Annotated in this window: 18 protein-coding genes and 1 pseudogene; 3 read left to right on the top strand and 16 right to left on the bottom strand. The window is 38.7% G+C overall.

Annotation, left to right across the window (positions count from 1 at the left end; all coding sequences use genetic code 11):
* Positions 1–116: 116 nt before the first annotated feature.
* Positions 117–683 carry a chorismate mutase gene (locus tag NCY30_RS12485; RefSeq protein WP_195464654.1) on the bottom strand — a complete coding sequence of 189 codons (567 nt, stop codon included), beginning with the start codon at positions 681–683 and terminating at the stop codon, positions 117–119.
* A gap of 21 nt (positions 684–704) precedes the next feature.
* Positions 705–1,451 (bottom strand): annotated as a pseudogene (locus tag NCY30_RS12490) (FAD-dependent oxidoreductase); the annotation flags it as partial.
* 113 nt (positions 1,452–1,564) lie between these two features.
* Between NCY30_RS12490 and NCY30_RS12495 the strand changes: the two are divergent.
* The 3 genes from NCY30_RS12495 (at position 1,565) to NCY30_RS12505 (ending at position 3,350) form a co-directional block, all read left to right on the top strand.
* Entirely contained in the window at positions 1,565–1,753 is a 189-nt protein-coding gene (locus NCY30_RS12495) for a hypothetical protein (protein ID WP_055303036.1), read from the top strand.
* A complete protein-coding gene (locus tag NCY30_RS12500) occupies positions 1,701–1,976 on the top strand; it encodes a LysR family transcriptional regulator substrate-binding protein (RefSeq protein WP_130096173.1) in 276 nt (91 codons plus the stop codon). The genes NCY30_RS12495 and NCY30_RS12500 overlap by 53 nt, the downstream gene beginning before the upstream one ends.
* 69 nt (positions 1,977–2,045) lie before the next feature.
* Positions 2,046–3,350, top strand: a complete 1,305-nt coding sequence (locus NCY30_RS12505) for a chloride channel protein (protein WP_055303038.1) — start codon at positions 2,046–2,048, stop codon at positions 3,348–3,350.
* A gap of 219 nt (positions 3,351–3,569) precedes the next feature.
* Here the strand turns inward: NCY30_RS12505 and NCY30_RS12510 are convergent, their stop codons facing one another.
* The 14 genes from NCY30_RS12510 to NCY30_RS12575 all read right to left on the bottom strand — a co-directional run.
* A complete protein-coding gene (locus tag NCY30_RS12510; RefSeq protein WP_006428525.1) occupies positions 3,570–5,252 on the bottom strand; it encodes a phospho-sugar mutase in 1,683 nt (560 codons plus the stop codon).
* Between the two features lie 223 nt (positions 5,253–5,475).
* Positions 5,476–6,363, bottom strand: a complete 888-nt coding sequence (locus NCY30_RS12515) for a DUF4340 domain-containing protein (RefSeq protein ID WP_055193337.1) — start codon at positions 6,361–6,363, stop codon at positions 5,476–5,478.
* A 36-nt stretch (positions 6,364–6,399) separates the two neighbouring features.
* Positions 6,400–7,845, bottom strand: a complete 1,446-nt coding sequence (locus NCY30_RS12520; protein WP_055303045.1) for a GldG family protein — start codon at positions 7,843–7,845, stop codon at positions 6,400–6,402.
* Positions 7,846–7,855: 10 nt separating this feature from the next.
* A complete protein-coding gene (locus NCY30_RS12525) occupies positions 7,856–8,722 on the bottom strand; it encodes an ABC transporter permease subunit (protein ID WP_022415059.1) in 867 nt (288 codons plus the stop codon).
* 1 nt (position 8,723) lies between these two features.
* Positions 8,724–9,683, bottom strand: a complete 960-nt coding sequence (locus NCY30_RS12530; protein ID WP_250818782.1) for an ABC transporter ATP-binding protein — start codon at positions 9,681–9,683, stop codon at positions 8,724–8,726.
* A gap of 186 nt (positions 9,684–9,869) precedes the next feature.
* On the bottom strand, positions 9,870–10,868 hold the full coding sequence (locus NCY30_RS12535) for a carbohydrate kinase family protein (protein WP_022415057.1): 999 nt from the start codon (positions 10,866–10,868) through the stop codon (positions 9,870–9,872).
* A gap of 11 nt (positions 10,869–10,879) precedes the next feature.
* Entirely contained in the window at positions 10,880–11,563 is a 684-nt protein-coding gene (locus tag NCY30_RS12540) for a D-lyxose/D-mannose family sugar isomerase (protein ID WP_006428518.1), read from the bottom strand.
* Positions 11,564–11,575: 12 nt separating this feature from the next.
* Positions 11,576–12,457 (bottom strand): class II fructose-bisphosphate aldolase, encoded by an 882-nt coding sequence (locus NCY30_RS12545; protein ID WP_006428517.1) that lies wholly within the window; start codon positions 12,455–12,457, stop codon positions 11,576–11,578.
* 24 nt (positions 12,458–12,481) lie between these two features.
* Positions 12,482–13,477 (bottom strand): ABC transporter permease, encoded by a 996-nt coding sequence (locus NCY30_RS12550; RefSeq protein ID WP_022415055.1) that lies wholly within the window; start codon positions 13,475–13,477, stop codon positions 12,482–12,484.
* Between the two features lie 30 nt (positions 13,478–13,507).
* On the bottom strand, positions 13,508–14,992 hold the full coding sequence (locus NCY30_RS12555) for a sugar ABC transporter ATP-binding protein (RefSeq protein ID WP_044920482.1): 1,485 nt from the start codon (positions 14,990–14,992) through the stop codon (positions 13,508–13,510).
* A 96-nt stretch (positions 14,993–15,088) separates the two neighbouring features.
* Positions 15,089–16,075, bottom strand: coding sequence for a sugar ABC transporter substrate-binding protein (locus tag NCY30_RS12560; RefSeq protein ID WP_044920413.1), 987 nt, complete (start codon positions 16,073–16,075; stop codon positions 15,089–15,091).
* A gap of 129 nt (positions 16,076–16,204) precedes the next feature.
* Positions 16,205–17,518 carry an ABC transporter substrate-binding protein gene (locus NCY30_RS12565; RefSeq protein ID WP_006428512.1) on the bottom strand — a complete coding sequence of 438 codons (1,314 nt, stop codon included), beginning with the start codon at positions 17,516–17,518 and terminating at the stop codon, positions 16,205–16,207.
* A 3-nt stretch (positions 17,519–17,521) separates the two neighbouring features.
* Entirely contained in the window at positions 17,522–18,193 is a 672-nt protein-coding gene (locus NCY30_RS12570; protein ID WP_006428511.1) for a response regulator transcription factor, read from the bottom strand.
* Positions 18,186–18,984 (bottom strand): sensor histidine kinase (locus NCY30_RS12575; protein ID WP_250818783.1); only part of this gene is annotated, 799 nt, incomplete at its 5' end. The genes NCY30_RS12575 and NCY30_RS12570, both read right to left, overlap by 8 nt.

Consider the following 18,984-nt stretch of genomic DNA (forward strand, 5'->3'; position numbering starts at 1 on the left):
TTTCGGAAGCCCGTTTTTAGCATAATTTTGACGCTTTAGTATTTCCCGCCGACGGAACCTGAACAGGAACGGCTTCCTACTTTTTATGCAGGTCCGGGTCGTCGTGCCTTTCTGAATTAAATCCCAAACAATTCTAAAATCCGGAACTCCTCTGCCTCTTTCCCTATCTGACACAACAAGCACCGCATTCCCACATCCGTAATCTTTCCATCCAGTGTCATGGTTACTTTCTGAATTTCATTTTCTGTCATCAGATTCATAGCATCAATCTGGATTCCATTTAACTTTGTCATGTTCACGAACAGGTTCAGATCACTTGTCTCTTTTGGGCAGGTAAATCCAATCTTTACCTGTGTATGTTCGGTCTCAGCTGTCAGTCCTGCTGCAGCCAGAGCTGCCGTCATGACTTTTTCCTGCATCTCTGGTAATAATTCATATTCATATTTTCTGCAAAGGCTCATTAAATGTCTCAAGAATGTTTTATATTCTTCCTGAATCTCCGGATCCACATCCGTGGCTCTTTTTTCAATGATTTCAAGTTCTCTTTCGAGAACAAATACATCTCCTCCGGTCTGAGCTTTTACTTCTGCTACATGTTTCCCACACTCCATGCGTTTCAGAAACAGTGGTTTCATCTGTGTATCCACCGCATCAATACCTGCACGTACTTCTTCCAATGTCATAACTTTTTTCCTCTCTTACTATCAACATATACGATCGGCATACCAGAATATCTTCTCTAATAAAGCTCCCTGTCTGTCCAGTTCTGCTCTGATCTTTCTTATATCTGCTTCGCCGTATTCTGCCTGTACAGCGGCTGCCACTCCGGCCGAATGTCCGGTGGCAAAACAGGTTCCCATAACCCTTACTACCGCAAATGCTGCTTCATCTGCAGATATCATCCTTCCGGCCGCATACAGATTCCCGATATTATCTGACTGCAAAGCCCCAAGTGGTATATCGAACCAGCTTTCTTCTTTTACATCCATATATGTTGCCATCTTATCTGTATCTTTGTGGATCTCCGGCTTCCATCCGCCTCTTGCCACACCATCTTCACATTTTTTTCTGTTCAGTACATCTTCCGCTTTTATCATCGACTTTCCTTTGATCCTTCTTGTCTCACGGAAACCGATAGACGGACCGATCATCGTCAGTTCACATTGCTCCATCCCCTTAAGATATCTGCGGAATGCCTCTACATAATACAACACCTGTCTTCTGGTGTCCAGTTCCATCTTCGTAAGTTCCTGACTGCTAAGCCCGGTCGGCATAACACTTGGAAGTAATACTGCTACCTGATTCGATCCTTCTCTTTTAAGAATAAATCCTTTTTCTCGCGTGAGATGCTGGATTCTTGCTTTTTTTGCCTTGATCACGGCCTGTTCTACAGCTTCCGGAGTCAGATCACAGGATATATTAACGCCACTTAACCGAAATGGAAGAGTTGCAGCCTGTACATTTCCCTCTTCATCCCGCCAGACGTATTCTCAATGATACAGAGCAGTTAAAATACAGCATGTTAAAATACAGTTCTTTGCAAACAGGAACTCTGAAACTAGGCATGTTATGGATTGGAGGTTATCTGAATCTTCCACAGCTGATCACGGATTATCATGATCGACATCCACTTGTCACCTGCCATCTTGATGTAGAAGGAAGCAAAACACTGTTTCATATACTTAAAGCAAGAGATTTGCATGCAATCTTCATCATCGGTTCTGAAAAACAGCTGCGAAACCAGTCAGTCTGATATTGCAATACAGCTTGCCTCCAACAATCTAGCCATTGGATTTTCTTCAAACTCAATTGCAGTCCGGTTAAAGAATCCGGGATGTAAGATCGTGCCGCTTGAAGTTACTTTATCAAGACCGATCTACTATGTGACACACAAAGATATGCTGAATTATCCGACCATTCATTCCTTTACAGACTTTATAAAAGACAGATTTCAGCCAGATAAACCAATACCGTAAAATGACTTGCGGATTTCTCTCTTCACCAGTTATAATAAACAGGAGAGAATCTATCTTTGGGGGATTATTATGATAAAAACATTGTTCAAACACATTTCAAAATACTACAAGGACACTTTTGTCCTGGCCATCGCAGGTGTTGCTGTCGGCGTCCTTGTCGGACTCGTTGATGCAGCATTCGGGCTGGGACTTAATGCCTGTACCGCTATCCGGACGAAATACTTCTGGTATCTGATCTGGTTCCTGCCTCTTGGCGGCGTCTTCATCTGGTTCATCTACCACCAGTTTGGCAAATCTGTCGCCAATGGTATGAAGATGGTCTTTCACGTCGGCCTTGGTAAAAACACCAAACTTCCAATCCGTATGGTGCCACTATCCGTCATCGGAACCTGGACAACACACCTGTTTGGAGGAAGTGCCGGACGAGAAGGTGTTGCTGTTCAGATTGGTGCGGCTGTTTCTAATAATATAGGACGTCTGGTTGATAAGACCATCGATATTGAGAACAGCCGTAAAATGTTCCTGATCACCGGTATGGCCGCCGGATTTTCCGGACTTTTCTGTACTCCGCTTGCTGCAATCTTTTTTGCATTGGAAGTACTGGTTGCCGGAAAACTTGAATATCATGCTTTGATTCCAGCAACGGTAGCCTCCATCAGCGCTGCATTTACATCCAGAACACTCGGGCTTCGGAAATTCCATATTAATATACTGGAAACCTTGAATTACCACCCTTCTACCTACAATGCCGTTTTACTCTTAAAACTGGCTACGATGGGACTGGTCTTTGGTATCGTTGGTTCTTTATTTGCTCTGATTCTTCGGTATCTGCGTTTAAAATTCGCTTTCCGTTTTTCTTCGCCTGTAAAAAAGGTTCTGATTATGGGATCTGTTGTCGCAGTTCTTATGATGATCTTTCATCAGGGAAGATACTCCGGAACAGGCTCTAACCTGGTTGCTCTGTGCTTTGACGGTATTACAGACGATATATATGCTTATGACTGGATTCTTAAGATGGCTCTTACGATTCTGACACTTTCCTCCGGATTCATCGGCGGTGAAGTTGCACCTCTATTTTCCATCGGTTCCTGCTTAGGATATGTACTTGGACCGGTATTCGGATTTGATCCGATGTTCGGTGCAGCTCTTGGATTCGCTTCCGTGTTCTGCAGTGGATCAAATACTTTGCTTGCAGCTATCCTGGTCGGCGTGGAAAGTTTCGGATATAATATGCTCCCATTCTTTTCGGTTGTATGTTTTGTATCGTTTATCTTTAACTTTAATAATTCGATCTTTACAGCACAGAGAGTTGCATTTACACATCCTGTACGGCATCAGCAGTTGAAACAGCGGATTGCACCAAAGGGAAATTAACGTATTAGCATATACATAGTAGTTCCTGCAAGTGGCAATGTATCTTACATACTTTGTATCTACAGGACTTACCACTGGCAGCTCTTTACGAATGCATGGCAATAAAAAATAAGTGTACATCCTTCCACCGAAGAATTGTACACTTATTTTTATTTTCTTATTTCAATCTTAATTTCTTATAACACAACTTCCGTGTCTTCCAGAACCTGCCTCAGACTCCTATGCCATGATTGGCTTCAGTGCCTCAGCAAGCTTGTCCTTCTCAGCCTGTGCCTCAGCAAGATCATTACCAAGTGTTGTGTAGTAAATCTTAATCTTAGGCTCTGTTCCTGAAGGACGTACGATAACTGTCTCATTGTTCTCAAGCTTGTAAACTAATACATTTGCTGCAGGAAGTCCTGTTTCTTCTGTCTTAGTATAATCTGTTACTTCTGTTACCTTGTATCCAGCGATCTCTGCCGGTGCATTCTCACGCAGGTTCTGCATGATTCCAGACATCTTGTCCATTCCACTGAGTCCAGGGAATTCAAAGCTGTCGATCTTGTTGAGGTAACGTCCGTACTCTGCATAGATCTCTTCCAGTCTCTGTTTCAGAGAGCTGCCGATACTTCTGTAGTAAGCTGCCATTTCACAGATCAGCATAGATGCAATAACGGCATCTTTGTCACGTACATATGGTCCTGCAAGGTATCCGTAGCTTTCCTCAAATCCAAAGATGAATCTGTCTACTTCGCCTGCTGCCTCTAACTGTGCGATCTGGTCTCCGATCCATTTGAATCCAGTCAGTACGTTTCTTAATTCTACTCCGTAATGAGCTGCTACTGCATCAGCAAGTGGTGTAGATACGAGAGATTTGACTGCTACTGCTTTTTCAGGCATTGTACCTTTCTCGATACGTCCTGCACATATGTAATCCAGAAGAAGTACTCCGACTTCGTTACCGCTTACTAATTCATAAGATCCATCCGGGCACTTCATAGCGATACCTACACGGTCTGCATCTGGGTCAGTTGCAAGCATAAGGTCTGCATCTGACTCTTTTGCAAGGTTCAGTCCAAGCTCCAGTGCCTCAAAGATCTCTGGGTTCGGATAGCTACATGTTGTAAAGTATCCATTTGGATATTCCTGCTCCGGAACGATTGTGATATCTGTGATTCCGATATCTTTTAATACCTGTGTTACAGGAACAAGACCTGATCCATTTAATGGGCTGTATACCAGTTTTAATCCGGCTGTCTTACACAGTCCCGGACGAACCTGACGGGATTCGATCGCATCATAGAGTGCTCTCTTGCAGTCATCTCCTACAAATCTAATCAGTCCTTCTTCTACACCTTCTGCAAATGACATATATTTTGCTCCGGTCAGAACGTCTGTCTTCTGGATCTCTTCGTATACGATTGCAGCCGCATCGTCTGTCATCTGACATCCGTCCGGTCCGTATGCTTTATATCCGTTGTATTTTGCCGGGTTATGAGAAGCTGTTACCATAACACCTGCATTACAGTTATAATAACGTGTTGCAAATGAAAGTGCCGGTACAGGCATCAGTGCATCGTAGATTCTTACTTTGATCCCATTTGCTGCAAGTACACCTGCTGCTGTCTTGGCAAATACATCACTCTTTAAACGGCTGTCATAACTGATTGCTACAGTCTGTGTTCCACCCTGTGTCTTTACCCAGTTAGCCAGTCCCTGTGTTGCCTGACGTACTACATAAATATTCATACGGTTCGTTCCTGCTCCGAGCACTCCGCGAAGTCCGGCTGTTCCGAATTTCAGTGCTACCGCAAAACGTTCCTTGATCTCATCATCGTTACCCTCAATTTTTGACAATTCCGGCTTCAGATCTGCATCTTCAAGATCTGCTGCAAGCCAGCGTTTGTATTCTTCCTGATACATCTTTTATCACTCCTACTTATTTCTTTTCCGGGTTTTTTGTATATTTTCACAACAAACCTATTAATAATATACCATTTTTTATACTTTCAGGCAATAAATGTACTGTAAATTATGTGAAAACTTTTCGTCATTTTTCTCAAAAATCAGAAAAAGGCGGAGGGCACATTTTCTGTGCTGTTTCCGTCTTTTTTCTGAAATTCCAAATTTTTTCTATTGATATGTTTTATTTATCTACCGACATCATATTTTCTACGATTGAACTTCCGACCTCATATACCATATTGGAATCTTTAAGCTGTACATAACGGTTATCACCATTTACATTTCCAACATAGACAGTACACGTCTTCTTATCCCCTGAAGTACTATCCTTATAAGTTGCCGTTACCGTAATCCGGTTTGCTTCATCCAGACCATATTTTGCAAGATCTTTTACATTATAATCTGCACACTGGGTAAGTGAGATGGTTCCCCATCCGCCTGCCAGTTCGGCCCGCTCTTTCTTTTTCTTATAAGTCGTAGTCTTACCGTTTTGTGTTACCTCTACCTTCTTAAGGTTTCCACTGCTGATCGATGGCAGTGTGTCATTCTCCGTCAGAGATGACAGGTCGAATACAAGATCCGATACCAGTGTACCTGAGATGGTATACACCGCATCCGAATCCTCGATCATTGCATAATAATTGTCTCCGGCCGCATTACCAATCTGAATCGTTCCTTTGGTTCCGTCCTTTGCTGCGTAGGTAACAGTGTAATCCGGACTGTCCAGTCCATAGTCTGATTTTTCATCCGGATCACTTAACTTGCGGACTGCCGTAAGTCCTGTGATTTCTTTTGCCGTACTCTTGATCGTGCTCTGGTTCAGACGTACTCCGTCATCCTCATCGTATACCCATTCGCCATTCTCTTTGGTAAAGCTCATCTTACTTCCGCCGCTTTCATAGGCAAATGACTTCAGACTCTTTACATCTACCAGGCTGACTTTTTCTTTGTCTTCTTTTGCCTTCTTCTGCCTGTCACTGTGACTGTTCCATGCTTTCAGACCTCCGTACAGTACCAGCAGTACAGCAAGCACGACCACCATGATGAGCATTGTCTTTTTCTGTTTCATCAAAGTTCCCCTTTTCTGTCCATAAATATTCTTAATTTACGCTTTTCTTCTCTTCCACCAGCGCATGAATCCATAGATCAGAATTACAAGCGGAATTCCGAAGATTGTCAGGATGCTGATGATTCCCGCATGCTGCATCGTGTTGTTACTTACTTCCAGGCTCTTTGCCTTGATTGCTACGTTCTTTGTCTTGTCAAAGTTCGCTGTCACCGCGTTCATGAACAGGTCCAGGTTCTCCAGTGTTGTATACGTATCTGTAATCTGCGAATCGATCATGCTTTCAGAAGAAATCACTGTCAGACGGCTGGTCTTTGTCGCATCAGACGAGCTGTCTTTGGAAGAACTGCTGTCGGACGAATCGTCGGATGTGATCTGCTCGGTTGCGACTGCTCCCAGTGTATAGGTTCCTTCTTCCTGCTTATCCTCTGTCACGGCATAAGAATTATCGGATGTCTGCATAAATGCCGTTGTTGTGATCGTATCTCTTGCCGGATCTATTGTAATCAGACCGTGTGCATTGATCATCAGTACCATCTCTGATTCCAGATTATTGGCCAGATCATCTGTTGCTGTGATCTCAGGAAAGATATAATAGTAGTTGCCCTGGTAGCTTCTCTGCATATCCGCAATGTAACCATCTGCTTCCTGCATACCATATTCTTTCAGTACTTCATCCAGGTTCGGTGTCTCATCCTCAGAATCTCCAAGAATGATAAATACCTTTCCGCCCTTTTTCAGGTAATTCAGAAGTAATGTTTTCTCATCATCCGAAATGTCTTTTGATGGGGCATCCATAAATAACAGATCACAATCGTCAGGAATTTTACCTGTCATCATCAGATTTACTTCATCTGTCGTCAGGTTATTCTTACTGAACAGTTTCGTCACAGAATCTGAAAATGTTGCTTCCCCATGTCCGGTTGTATAATATATTTTCTCTGTCTGTTCACTTGTAACCGAATTGATCGCACTTGTGAACTGGCCTTCTCCGTCAAATTCGGATGCAGAACTGCTTCCTGTTGTATAGTAGGAATAAGAATCCGAAACTAAAATATCATCAAAAGAAACGGATTTCGTTTTTCCGGTATCTTTACAGGAGATTACGATCGTATTCTTATCGACTCCCGCTTTCGTAAGTGCTGCCGGATGCAGAACAGGATCGATCCATTTTACACTGATCTTATCGGACAGCGCCGTATATTTCTTAATGAATGATTTGATCCTTGTATCTGTCGAATCTTTCTCTGCATAGATTTTAAATGTTACTTTTTTATCCAGTTTGTTCAATGCCTTTTTACTGGTCTTTGATACTCCGTAAATGTTGTTATCACTGATATCTATGCTCTTAACATTCTCCGGAAGCTGACCTGCGATCAGATTGACAACGATCACCATGCAGATCACAAGTGCGATCATTCCCACACTGTAACTTCCGTTTTTCGATGATGCACTCCGGAATGACTTCTTGATTTTTTCTAACATTATGCTCCTCCTAACTCCAACGTCTCTTCTGAATCATCTGCATCGTCAAAAAGAAGAACAAGACGATCAGTGACAGGTACAATATAATCCCGCTCACATCCAGAAGATGGTTATCGGCAATATTGGAAAATACTTCTGTCAGTTCCAGTTTGCCAAGTACTGTGGAAAGCAGACTTTCAAACACTGTTTTCTTTACAAAGTAAGTAATCAGTGTTCCTGCCAGTACGATCAGCTCCAGTACCCCGCTGATCACGACATTTTTCGTCATATTCCAGACTGCAAGCACGACCAGCGTCAACAACACCGCAACTGCCAATGCATTTGCCCATGCTGCCGAAGGGATAAAGTTCAGGATGCCGCTCCAGAGATAAGTCAGAAGCAGGATACCGAATGCGCCGATTGCCGCAATGATCACACTTTCTGTCAATGAAGAGACAAACATTCCAATGGAAATATATACGCATCCGAGTAAGAAGAACACAAGGATTGCCAAATAGTCTACCTTAATGTATGCCGTCCCCTGCGCTTTAATGATCAGTGGAAAGATCAGATAGATCACACACGGTACAGCCGTGATCGTTACCATTGCAAGATATTTTCCAAGCACGATCTCGAACAGGCTGACCGGTGCTGTCAGTAACATCTGATCCGTCTTATTCTTCTTATCTTCTGCAAAGCAACGCATCGTCAGGATCGGAATTGCTACCAGGTATACGAACAGAATCCCTGACAATACATAAGAAAAGTACGGATATCCATAGTTCAGGTTATACGCCAGGAAATAGATTCCCGTATAAGCTACCAGGAAAGCGATAAATACATATCCTATCATAGAATGAAAATAGGATCTTAACTCTCTTTTATAGATGGCTCTCATCTTACTTCTCCTCCTTTATCATTCTATTGCCTGACCCTTGTGTCAGCTCCAGGAATATCTCTTCCAGTGTTGTCTTACTCTGATTCAGGGTAAGCATCGGTACATCTGCATGGGAAAATGCAAGGAATAACTCTTCTCTGATATCTTCCCCGCCTTTTGCCGTAATCTGCGCAGTTGTAATGCCGCTCGCACTGGTGCGGTATTTTACTTCTTTGATCTTTCCTGTCCGGCGGATAATATGATCCATCTCATCCCTGGAAGCCTTTGCTTCCACCTCGATCTGACCTTTGCCACTCATCATATTCTCCAGATTCTCGGTCGTATCACTGGCAACCAGCTTTCCTCCTGATATGATCATGATATAATCGCAGACTTCCCTTACTTCCGCAAGAATATGGGAACTCAGGATTACGGTATGTTTCTTCGCAAGCTTGCGGATCAGTTCACGGATCTCTATGATCTGCTTCGGGTCAAGACCTACCGTCGGCTCATCCAGGATGATAATCTCCGGAAATCCCAGAACTGCCTGTGCAAGCCCGACTCTTTGTTTATAACCTTTTGACAGGTTCTGAATCAGCCTGTTCTCTACATCTCTTAATTTGGCAAGTCTTATAACCTCTTCTATCTGCGATTCTCTTTTGTCTTTCTTAATTCCTTTTAATTCAGCGGCAAATTCCAGATATTCCCGCACCGTCATTTCCATATATAATGGCGGGATTTCCGGCAGATAGCCGATATTCTTCTTGGCCTCTTCAGGCTCTTTCAAAATGTCATGTCCGTCGATCAGCACCTGTCCTTCTGTATCTCCCAGGTAACCGGTCATGATGTTCATGGTCGTAGATTTTCCTGCACCGTTTGGTCCTAAGAATCCATAGATTTTACCGGATTCTACGGTGAAATTCAGATGATCTACCGCCAGATGGTTACCATAACGTTTGGTAAGATTCTTTACTTCTATCAAATTTCCTTCCTCCTGTTAAACTCAATTTTGTAACAATATAAGAAATTTTTTTGAAAAGTATGTGGAAAATTTATGTTTATTCTGTGAAAGAAAGTTCATCGGCTAAACAAAAAAATAGAAAGAATTCCAGATTTTATAAACATAATCTTATAATCTCCAAAATTCTTTCTATCTTTAGCAACTTTTCTATACGTTTGTCTTCATAAATAATTTCATTTCTTTCAAGTCCATAACACCTGAGGTACTATCTTCTTTAGAGAGTGAACATGCAGCTGTAATAGCACCATAATATAATGCCTTCTCTATACTTTCTCTTTGATACGCTGCATATAAAACGCCCGAGCAAAATGCATCACCTGCCCCAGTCGTTCCTTTTATAAATCCTTTTGGGAGTTTAAAACTTGGAACTTTTACAAATTCTCCTGTTTGACAATTCAAACCATATCCACATGCAGGTGAATGTATTATAGCCCACTTTTTTACTCCCAATTCTTTTAATTTTTCCAACCCCTTTCTCATATTTTCTTCTTTTATTCCATCCTTATCATATAATTGAATTCCAGTCACACCGGTTCCTTCTACTTCATTTACCACACAATAATCTGTATACTTCAATGCAGGCCATACAACTTTTTGGTATCGATTTCCTTCTTCTGAAACCATATCTACTGAAGTTTCCATTTCATATTTTTGTGCAGTTGCTAATACCTTTGCGGCTTTAGTTCCATAGTCTTCATCCGGTTGATCCAGCGTTCCTAATAAAAGTAAATATTCTAAATGAAAAATATCCGCCTTTATTTTCTTAAAATCTATCTGCTTTTCATTGAATTCCAAACTGGTTCCTGGATCAAAAAAGAATGTTCTCTGCTTGCTTTCTTTTTCTGTCATTGCAAATGTAACAGCTGTTCTTCCTTTTTTTACAATCCCTTCAATGTTTATATTCGGATACTCTCTTAAAGAATCTACTATAAATTGACCATTTTCATCATCACCCACAACTCCCGATACTTTTATTGGTATTTTAGAATCTAACCGTGCCAAATCAATAATTAAGTTGTTAATACCTCCGGTATGGGCAACCGGATTTCTCATCCATGTTAAATTGCCTTTTTGAGGATATACATCTATTGTGTATACTACATCTGCAATAAGATTTCCTGCAACCGTTATTCCTTCTTTATTCATAGGTCTTCCTCCTACAAAACCTTTGGATATTCATTACATAATAAACGGTATGGTTCTTCGTCTTCATCTATAGCAGGAAAACGTCCTACTTTTTTATTATAGAAATAATTATCCGTATTATCGTCATTGCACATAGAAACTTCTCCCAACAAAACGGATCCTTTTCCTTCTTCTACAGAAAAGTCATGGTACAATCCTCTTGTCACAGTAATACTTTCTCCTGGCGTTAGTCTTATCTGAGTTCCCGCCTTCACTGTATAAACACATCCATCGCTATGTACAATGACATCTGTATCTGCCATTTTTCCATCTTCCGTCGAATTATATACACGAATTAGTACATTTCCACCTCCGCGATTAATAATGTCTTCCATTTTATATACATGATAATGCATTTCCGCATGCTGACCTTCATGGAGCATCAATAACTTTTCTGCATATGGTTTATCATACTTATCGTTTTTTATATTTCCATTTCTTAACGTAATTAACGAAAATCCTGTATGTTCAAAATCTCCGAGTCCAAAATCTGTTATATCCCAGCCAAGCATATTATCTCTAATTTCATCGTATTCTTTCCCTTTTGTTTTCCACTCTTCTGGTGTCCATTCACAAAATGGAGGAAGTGATACATGAAATTTTTTGATCAAATCATGCATATCCTTCAAAGCTTTGTTAATCTCTGATCTTTTCATCTTTCACACTCCCTAATTTTTTAGTGCAAATGTTTCAATTGCCACTTTCACATTTTCTTTCATAGCTTTCATAGCAATTAACGGAATGTCATGATAGAAAATATTTTCTTCTACACTTTTTTTATCCAATGCAGCTTTGACTGCTTTTCCACCAGCCAATGTCATATACGTGTAATAATTAATTTTACGTATTCCATTTTTTACAGCTGTCTGAAACTCCTCTTTACTAAGTCCTGAACCACCATGCATTACGAATGGGATATCAATTTTGTTTTTAATTTCTGTAATACGATTCAAATCCAAAACTGGCTTCTGTGTATAAATCCCATGACTTGTTCCGAAAGCAATTGCCAACACATCTACTCCGGTTTTTTCAACAAAATCTTTTGCCATATCTGGACTTGTATACACATCATCTAAATTTGAAAAACTGTCCGCTGTTTCAATTTCTTCTGTATCTCCTAATCCTTTGTCAGATGAGAAAATATGTCCAAGTTCTGCTTCAACTGTAACATCGACTGCATGAGCCAACCTCACCACTTCTGCAGTTATTCTTATATTTTCTTCATAATCACTGCCTGATGCATCAATCATCACAGAGCTAAAACCTAACTGTATTGCTTTAATACAACTTTCAATAGACTCACCATGATCCAAATGTACACAAACTGGAACAGAGGCTTTTTTTGCAAATTGAAGCATAACTGGTGCGATATCTTCCATGGATATCAAATTTCCATGCACCTCTGCATAGTTTAATATAACTGGTGAATTTGTTTCCTCTGCAGCCTGTATGATAGCCATTACTGATTCCATATTCGGACAATTAAATGCTCCAACTGCATATCCTTTTTTCATTGCATCTTCCATCAACGGCTTTAATGAAACTAACATAATCTTTCTCCTTTTCAGTTTATCTTATTTCTTTCCTTTATTTCTAAAGTAATCAAGGAATACAGCCAGTAAAATCACAACTCCTTTTACTACATACTGCCAGAATGAGTTTACATTCAAAAGATTTAATCCGTTATTTAAAACACCTATAATCAAACCACCTATAATAGTTCCACCAATTTTACCACTACCACCAGCCATTGAAGTTCCACCAACAACAACTGCTGCGATAGCATCCATTTCAGCTCCATCACCGGCTGTAGGCTGTCCGGAATACATACGTGAAGCCAAAACAATTCCAGCAAGACCTGCCATCAATCCAGAAAATGCATGTACAAAGAATTTTACTTTTTCCACTTTAATTCCTGAAAACTCGGCCGCCTGTTGATTTCCTCCGACAGCATACATATGACGTCCCATTTTCGTCTTATTCATAATGATTGCTGTAATAATAAGAACAATTACTAAAATTACAACTGGTGTAGGAAAAATTCCAACATAACCAGCTCCTAAAAATTGCCATTCTTTTGTTACTACTCGTACAGGCGAACCGCCAGTATATACATATGCAAGTCCTTTTGCTATATTCATTGTAGCCAATGTTACGATAAATGCTGGAATTGTAGTTTTACTGATTACAGCACCATTAAACATACCAACTAAAAGTCCAACTAAAAGTCCCATAAGTAATGCTATCGGTAATGGGAGATTATATCTTGCTACACATCCTGCCGAAATACAACCTGATAATGCAATGATTGATCCAACAGACAAATCGATTCCACCAAGAATAATTACCATTGTCATACCACATGCCAGGAACAGGTTCGTAGAAATCTGTCTTAATACATTAAATATATTCTGTCTTGTAAAAAATGATCCACTTGTTTTTGGAAAAACTGATAAAAATACACATAATACCAAGAAGGCTACGATTATACCAAGATTTTCTTTAAAGTATATTTTAACAGCATTTCCAACTCCAGCTGTCGCTGTTGTTTTTTTTGTTTTTTCTTCCATTTGTTTTTTTCCTCCTTTATTATGCCCATCCTATTCAGCTGCCAGCATCATAACGCTTTCCTGCGTTGCTTCTTTATGACTAATACAGCCTCTCATCTTTCCATGTGCCATTATATAGATTCGATCACTCATTCCTAAAATTTCTGGTAACTCAGAAGATATCATAATAATTGACATTCCCTGTTTTGCCAATTTATTCATAATTGCATATATTTCTGATTTTGCACCTACATCTACACCTCTTGTAGGCTCATCAAGAATTAAAATTTTCGGATGTGTTGCAAGCCAACGACCAATTAATACCTTTTGTTGATTTCCTCCTGACAGATTACCTATAGCTTGTTCCTGTGAAGGTGTTTTGGTTGCCATTTTATCAATATATTCTTGTGTAATTTCTCTTTCTTTAGAATTGTCTACAAAAATACCTTTAATGAACTCGTTTAAAACTTCTATCGTTGAATTAAACCTGACACTTTGTACCAAATATAAACCTTCGAGTTTACGATTTTCCGGAACAAGTGCAATGCCATTTTTCATAGCATCAATTGGTGAATTAATAGTAACTTTTTTACCCTCCAGATATATATCTCCTGTACTTTTTGGCATAAGCCCAAATATACTTTTCATTACTTCACTTCTTCCAGCTCCAACCAATCCGGCAAAGCCTAATATTTCACCTTTTCTAAGTTCAAAACTTACGTTTTCTGCCAGCTCACCATCTGAGATTCCTTCGCATCGCATAATAACTTCTTCATGTTCTTCAAAATCTCTTGTATAGTAATTAGTCAATTCTCTTCCAACCATCATTGCAATTAATGCATCTTTTGTAGTGTTTTTTACAACTTCAGTACCTACATATTCTCCATCTCGCATAACAGTTACTCTATCGCAAATTTCTTCCAATTCACTCATCTTATGAGAAATATATATAATACCTACTCCCTTGGAAGTAAGACTCCTCATTGTCTTAAACAAAAATGCTACCTCTTTATCTGAAATCGAAGAAGTTGGTTCATCCATAACTAAAATTTTTGAATTATAAGAAATTGCTTTTACAATTTCAACCATCTGCTGCTGTGCTATCGTTAATTCTTTAATTAACTGATTAGCTTGTATTCCCATTTGATAGTCATCTAACAATTTTTGCGCATCATGATTCATTTTCTTTTTATCAACAAATCCGGAACTCATCGGTTCTCGTCCCAAAAAAATGTTTTCAGCTACAGTCATATACGGAACCAAAACCAATTCTTGATGAATAATCGCTACTCCATTAGCCTGTGCAGCCTTTACACCATCTATATTTACTTTTTTACCGTTTATAATTATCTCGCCTTCATCTGCTGTATAAATTCCGCCTAACACTTTGATAAGCGTAGACTTTCCGGCTCCATTTTCACCTAGTAATGCATGAACTTCCCCCGTTCGAAGTTCGAAATTAATATCCTTTAATGCATATACACCTGGGAATTTTTTGTGTATATGTTTCATTTCTAGCAATGTTGTACCACTCAAAATATCACCCACTTATATCTTTCTTTTATGCAAAAAGGTGCTTTATCCAGTTCATTTGAATAAAGCACCTTTCATATTTTTGTTAATGACTATCGTTTACTGCCAACCATCTGTACCATAATCGTTAACATTATCTGCTGTAATCAGGAATGTTTCTACTGGATATTTGTCTTTCACTTTCTTGCCATCTAAGATTTTATACATAACCTCTACAGACTTATCAGCAATACCAACTGGAGACTGTGCTCCTGTTCCTTCCATTAAAGAATCACCTTTTGCAAGCTCTGATTTAACATCCGGTGAACCATCTACTCCGTAAATTTTGCAATCCTTAATTCCTGCTGCATTTGCTGCCGCTAATGCACCAAGCGCTGTAGGATCATTTCCACCAAAGATTGCAACTACATCTCCATGTGCCTGTAATAAATCTTCTGCAATTCCCATTGACGTTTCAAGATTCCCTTTTGCATCCTGCTGTGCAACAATGTTAAATCCTTTTCCTTTGATTGCATCTGTAAATCCTTTTGTACGATCTACAATTGAATTCATAGTCGGTGAATCAAGAACAATAATGTCTCCACCCTTCGGGCATTTCTTAACTAAATCTTCTCCACAAACTTTACCTGCATTGTAGTTATCAGATCCAACATAACTTGTTACATACGACATATCGGCAACTTCTGTATCAAAGTTAACGATTGGAATGTTTGCTCCTTTTAAAGCATCCAAAGCTGGAAGAATTCCTTCAGCTTCTGCTGGATTCAGGAACATTGCATCAATTCCCTGTGAAATCAAATCCTCTACCTGCTGTACCTGAAGACTTACATCATTTGCCGGATCTACAGATACAAGCTCGTCCCCATTTGCTTCGACTTTCTTTCTGATTTCATCTTCCAATGTTACAAAGAATGGGTTCGTTCCGTCCATACAAGTATACCCAAACTTGTGACCTCCCTTTTTGTTTGACGTCGATTCAGTTTTCGTCGAACTAGATTTCTTGTCCCCATCACCGTTGCTGCAACCCATTACCATTGCTGCAACTAATGAAACACTCAATAACACGCTCACTAATTTTCTTTTCATTTCTTTTCCTCCTTGCTTGTTATTTGTTGTCTTAATATTACTAATTTTCCTTTTCCTGTACACCTGTATTTTGTAACTAAAAAAGCATTACATTTCTCACAAAAAAATGTGACAAATGTAATGCTTTTCTTATTGATTTAAAAATTTAGTAATACTTCTCTGAAATACCTTAAGCGAACTATCAATATTCTTTTCATTTTTGTAAATATCATCTATTTCATTCTCTGCTAATGCCATAGCCTCTGGATATTTCGAGAATTTTGGATTTATCCGTCCATTCTCTATCGCATCAATTAACAAACGATTATCAATAACCCTCTCATCTACATCCATATCCTTCCGAATCATGCTTTCTGCATATCTTGATCCAGTTACATATTTCAATACTGATGCACCTTGCGAATATTCAAATATTTCTCTTTGAATTGAAGAATCCGAAGTTAACATTTTCAGAAATTCCCATGCTAATTCCTTATGTTTACTTTTATTTCCAATAGTCATCAAAAGTGCATCTACTTCTGAAGTATTATGACCTCCTGGGCCTGCCGGCATGCTTGTGCAATCCCACTGAAAACTTGTATATTTTTTTATTTTATACGGATAAGTTTTATATGTCCTGTACTCAGAAAACGCTAACGGCATAAATGCCACATTTCCCGAATCAAAATCATTTTGTGTTACTTCACGGCCTCCATTCATTTCATTTAACTTTTTCACGAATTTAACTGCTTCATTCACTTTTGTTCCCGAAAAAAAAGCTTTTTTCCCATCTTTATCAAAAAGCTCTGCACCATTTGAATATACAGCTTCTTTCCAAGTATAATTATATGTCCCAAATTGATCGATCACACCATCACCGTTTTTATCCTTTGTAATCTGATCAACAATTTGCTCCATTGTACTCCATGTCCAATTTTCATTTGGGACTTCTATTCCTTCTTGTTCCAACAATGTTTTATTTACGAACATCAAAGTCGGTACTACCTCATATGGTAACGCATACTGACTTTCATGATATTTTCCAATATCTAATACTGTATCAAAAAAATACTCCTTTTTAAAATTCCTATCATTAGCAATCTGATTATCTAAATCAGATATAACATTTAATGACACATATTTATAAAAATCATCAGACAACACCATAAATACATCTGGTGTTTCTCCTTCTAATATTTTTCTATCTAACCATTCTGAATAATCTTCCTTTCTAATCCCTGTCTCATAATGAACTTTAACACCTGGATGTTCTTTTTCAAATTTTTTTATTGCATCATCTATTATTACATATGCATTCGCATTCTTAACATCCCAATTACTCTCAGCAAACATGCCAAATTCCAATACAATTGGTTTATTTTTTTGTCTATAGTTCCATGCAAGTATTATTAATATTATGCTCAAAAAGCAAACAACTAATCCGTATATACTTTTCTTTTTCATTTACTATTGCTCCGTTATTTTTGTTGCTACTTTATTCTGTACTGCCCAAATTGCCAATTGCGTTCTGTCTCTGAACTCTAATTTGTTTAATATCCCACTCAAATAATTCCGTACAGTACCTTCTGAAAGATTCAAATTTTCCGCTATTTCTTTATTCGAACTTCCCCGTCCAACTTCATTAATAATTTTCCATTCTGTTTTAGTCAGATTTTCTGTTCTCTTCTGATCTACATCAACTACATAATCAGCCTTTGCCATCTGTGAAAACAATCTTACAACTTTTGTAGCAATATCTGGATTTATCATTGCCTGTCCACTATATACAGTACGTATTGCATTAGTCAATCCGTCCATCGATACTCCTTTTAAAAGATATCCACTTGCTCCCCATTTTAATGCATTATATACATACTCATCATCATCGAAAGTTGTGAGTATAATAATTTTTATTTCTGAATAATTATCTTTTATTATTTTCGTACACTGTACGCCATCCATTTTAGGCATTCGAATATCCATTAAAATAACATCCGGTCTATTTTTTCGTACACTTGCAATTACTTCTTGTCCATTTGCAACCGTATCTGTTACTTCTATTCCTTCCTTTGTATTTAATACAATTGACAAACTTTGCCTAATCAATTCCTGATCATCTGCAATCAGTACTTTAATCATATTCTTCACCCCATCTTATAGGAATTACAACATTTGTTGTAAATCCATCACTTCCATCAAACTCTACTGTCCCATTTAATAACTTTATCCGCTCAACAATATGTCTTGTACCAAATCCTTTCTTCATATCAGTACATCCAATTCCATCATCTTTGATTGAAATATAAATATCGGAATATTTCTTTTTTATAGTAATATAAACATTTTTTGCATGACTATGTCGTACAGAATTCGTCATACTTTCCTGAACAACACGATATATCGCATTTTCTTCATCTTCATCAAATTTCAATTTTTCGACATCACATTCAAAATGTATTTTTGTATTTGTTATTGAATTTGTTTCATTTACCATCTTACGAATTGCCGGTTCCAAGTTTAAACGTTCCAGAGAATCGGGTCTTAATTCACTTACTGACCTTCTTACTTCTTTTATTCCATCCCTTGTAACTTTTGAAATAAGCTCCAATTGTCCTTTCGTTACCTCAGGAGAACTATCGATCATCGCTATACAAGCATCTACCCCCGCTGATATACCCGTTAGCGTATGCCCTAATGTATCATGAATTTCTCTAGCCAACCGGTTGCGCTCCTTTGTTTCTCCCATTTTTTCTTTCATTACAGCATATTCCTGTAATTTTTCATTTGCCTGTTGTAGCTCTTCATTTGTTTGCGATAATTTAAAATATAATTTTTTTACCTCATCTATCGTTCCACTCTGTTCGATAATAATGAATACACAAAAAACAAAAAATAAAATAATATTTAATGATGTAAGCAAATTATATAGC

Origin of the sequence: Dorea sp. MB18-49, from assembly GCF_023669465.1 — a bacterium.
Taxonomy (GTDB): Bacteria; Bacillota; Clostridia; order Lachnospirales; family Lachnospiraceae; genus Dorea_A; species Dorea_A longicatena.

What these genes read in the sequence shown, in the direction of transcription:
- NCY30_RS12560 (WP_044920413.1), bottom strand. Translation starts at nt 16,075, where the DNA reads ATGAAAAGAAAATTAGTGAGCGTGTTATTGAGTGTTTCATTAGTTGCA.
- NCY30_RS12525 (WP_022415059.1), bottom strand. Translation starts at nt 8,722, where the DNA reads ATGAGAGCCATCTATAAAAGAGAGTTAAGATCCTATTTTCATTCTATG.
- NCY30_RS12570 (WP_006428511.1), bottom strand. Translation starts at nt 18,193, where the DNA reads ATGATTAAAGTACTGATTGCAGATGATCAGGAATTGATTAGGCAAAGT.
- NCY30_RS12510 (WP_006428525.1), bottom strand. Translation starts at nt 5,252, where the DNA reads ATGTATCAGGAAGAATACAAACGCTGGCTTGCAGCAGATCTTGAAGAT.
- NCY30_RS12505 (WP_055303038.1), top strand. Translation starts at nt 2,046, where the DNA reads ATGATAAAAACATTGTTCAAACACATTTCAAAATACTACAAGGACACT.
- NCY30_RS12515 (WP_055193337.1), bottom strand. Translation starts at nt 6,363, where the DNA reads ATGAAACAGAAAAAGACAATGCTCATCATGGTGGTCGTGCTTGCTGTA.
- NCY30_RS12485 (WP_195464654.1), bottom strand. Translation starts at nt 683, where the DNA reads ATGACATTGGAAGAAGTACGTGCAGGTATTGATGCGGTGGATACACAG.
- NCY30_RS12520 (WP_055303045.1), bottom strand. Translation starts at nt 7,845, where the DNA reads ATGTTAGAAAAAATCAAGAAGTCATTCCGGAGTGCATCATCGAAAAAC.
- NCY30_RS12500 (WP_130096173.1), top strand. Translation starts at nt 1,701, where the DNA reads ATGCAATCTTCATCATCGGTTCTGAAAAACAGCTGCGAAACCAGTCAG.
- NCY30_RS12565 (WP_006428512.1), bottom strand. Translation starts at nt 17,518, where the DNA reads ATGAAAAAGAAAAGTATATACGGATTAGTTGTTTGCTTTTTGAGCATA.
- NCY30_RS12535 (WP_022415057.1), bottom strand. Translation starts at nt 10,868, where the DNA reads ATGAATAAAGAAGGAATAACGGTTGCAGGAAATCTTATTGCAGATGTA.
- NCY30_RS12545 (WP_006428517.1), bottom strand. Translation starts at nt 12,457, where the DNA reads ATGTTAGTTTCATTAAAGCCGTTGATGGAAGATGCAATGAAAAAAGGA.
- NCY30_RS12540 (WP_006428518.1), bottom strand. Translation starts at nt 11,563, where the DNA reads ATGAAAAGATCAGAGATTAACAAAGCTTTGAAGGATATGCATGATTTG.
- NCY30_RS12495 (WP_055303036.1), top strand. Translation starts at nt 1,565, where the DNA reads ATGTTATGGATTGGAGGTTATCTGAATCTTCCACAGCTGATCACGGAT.
- NCY30_RS12550 (WP_022415055.1), bottom strand. Translation starts at nt 13,477, where the DNA reads ATGGAAGAAAAAACAAAAAAAACAACAGCGACAGCTGGAGTTGGAAAT.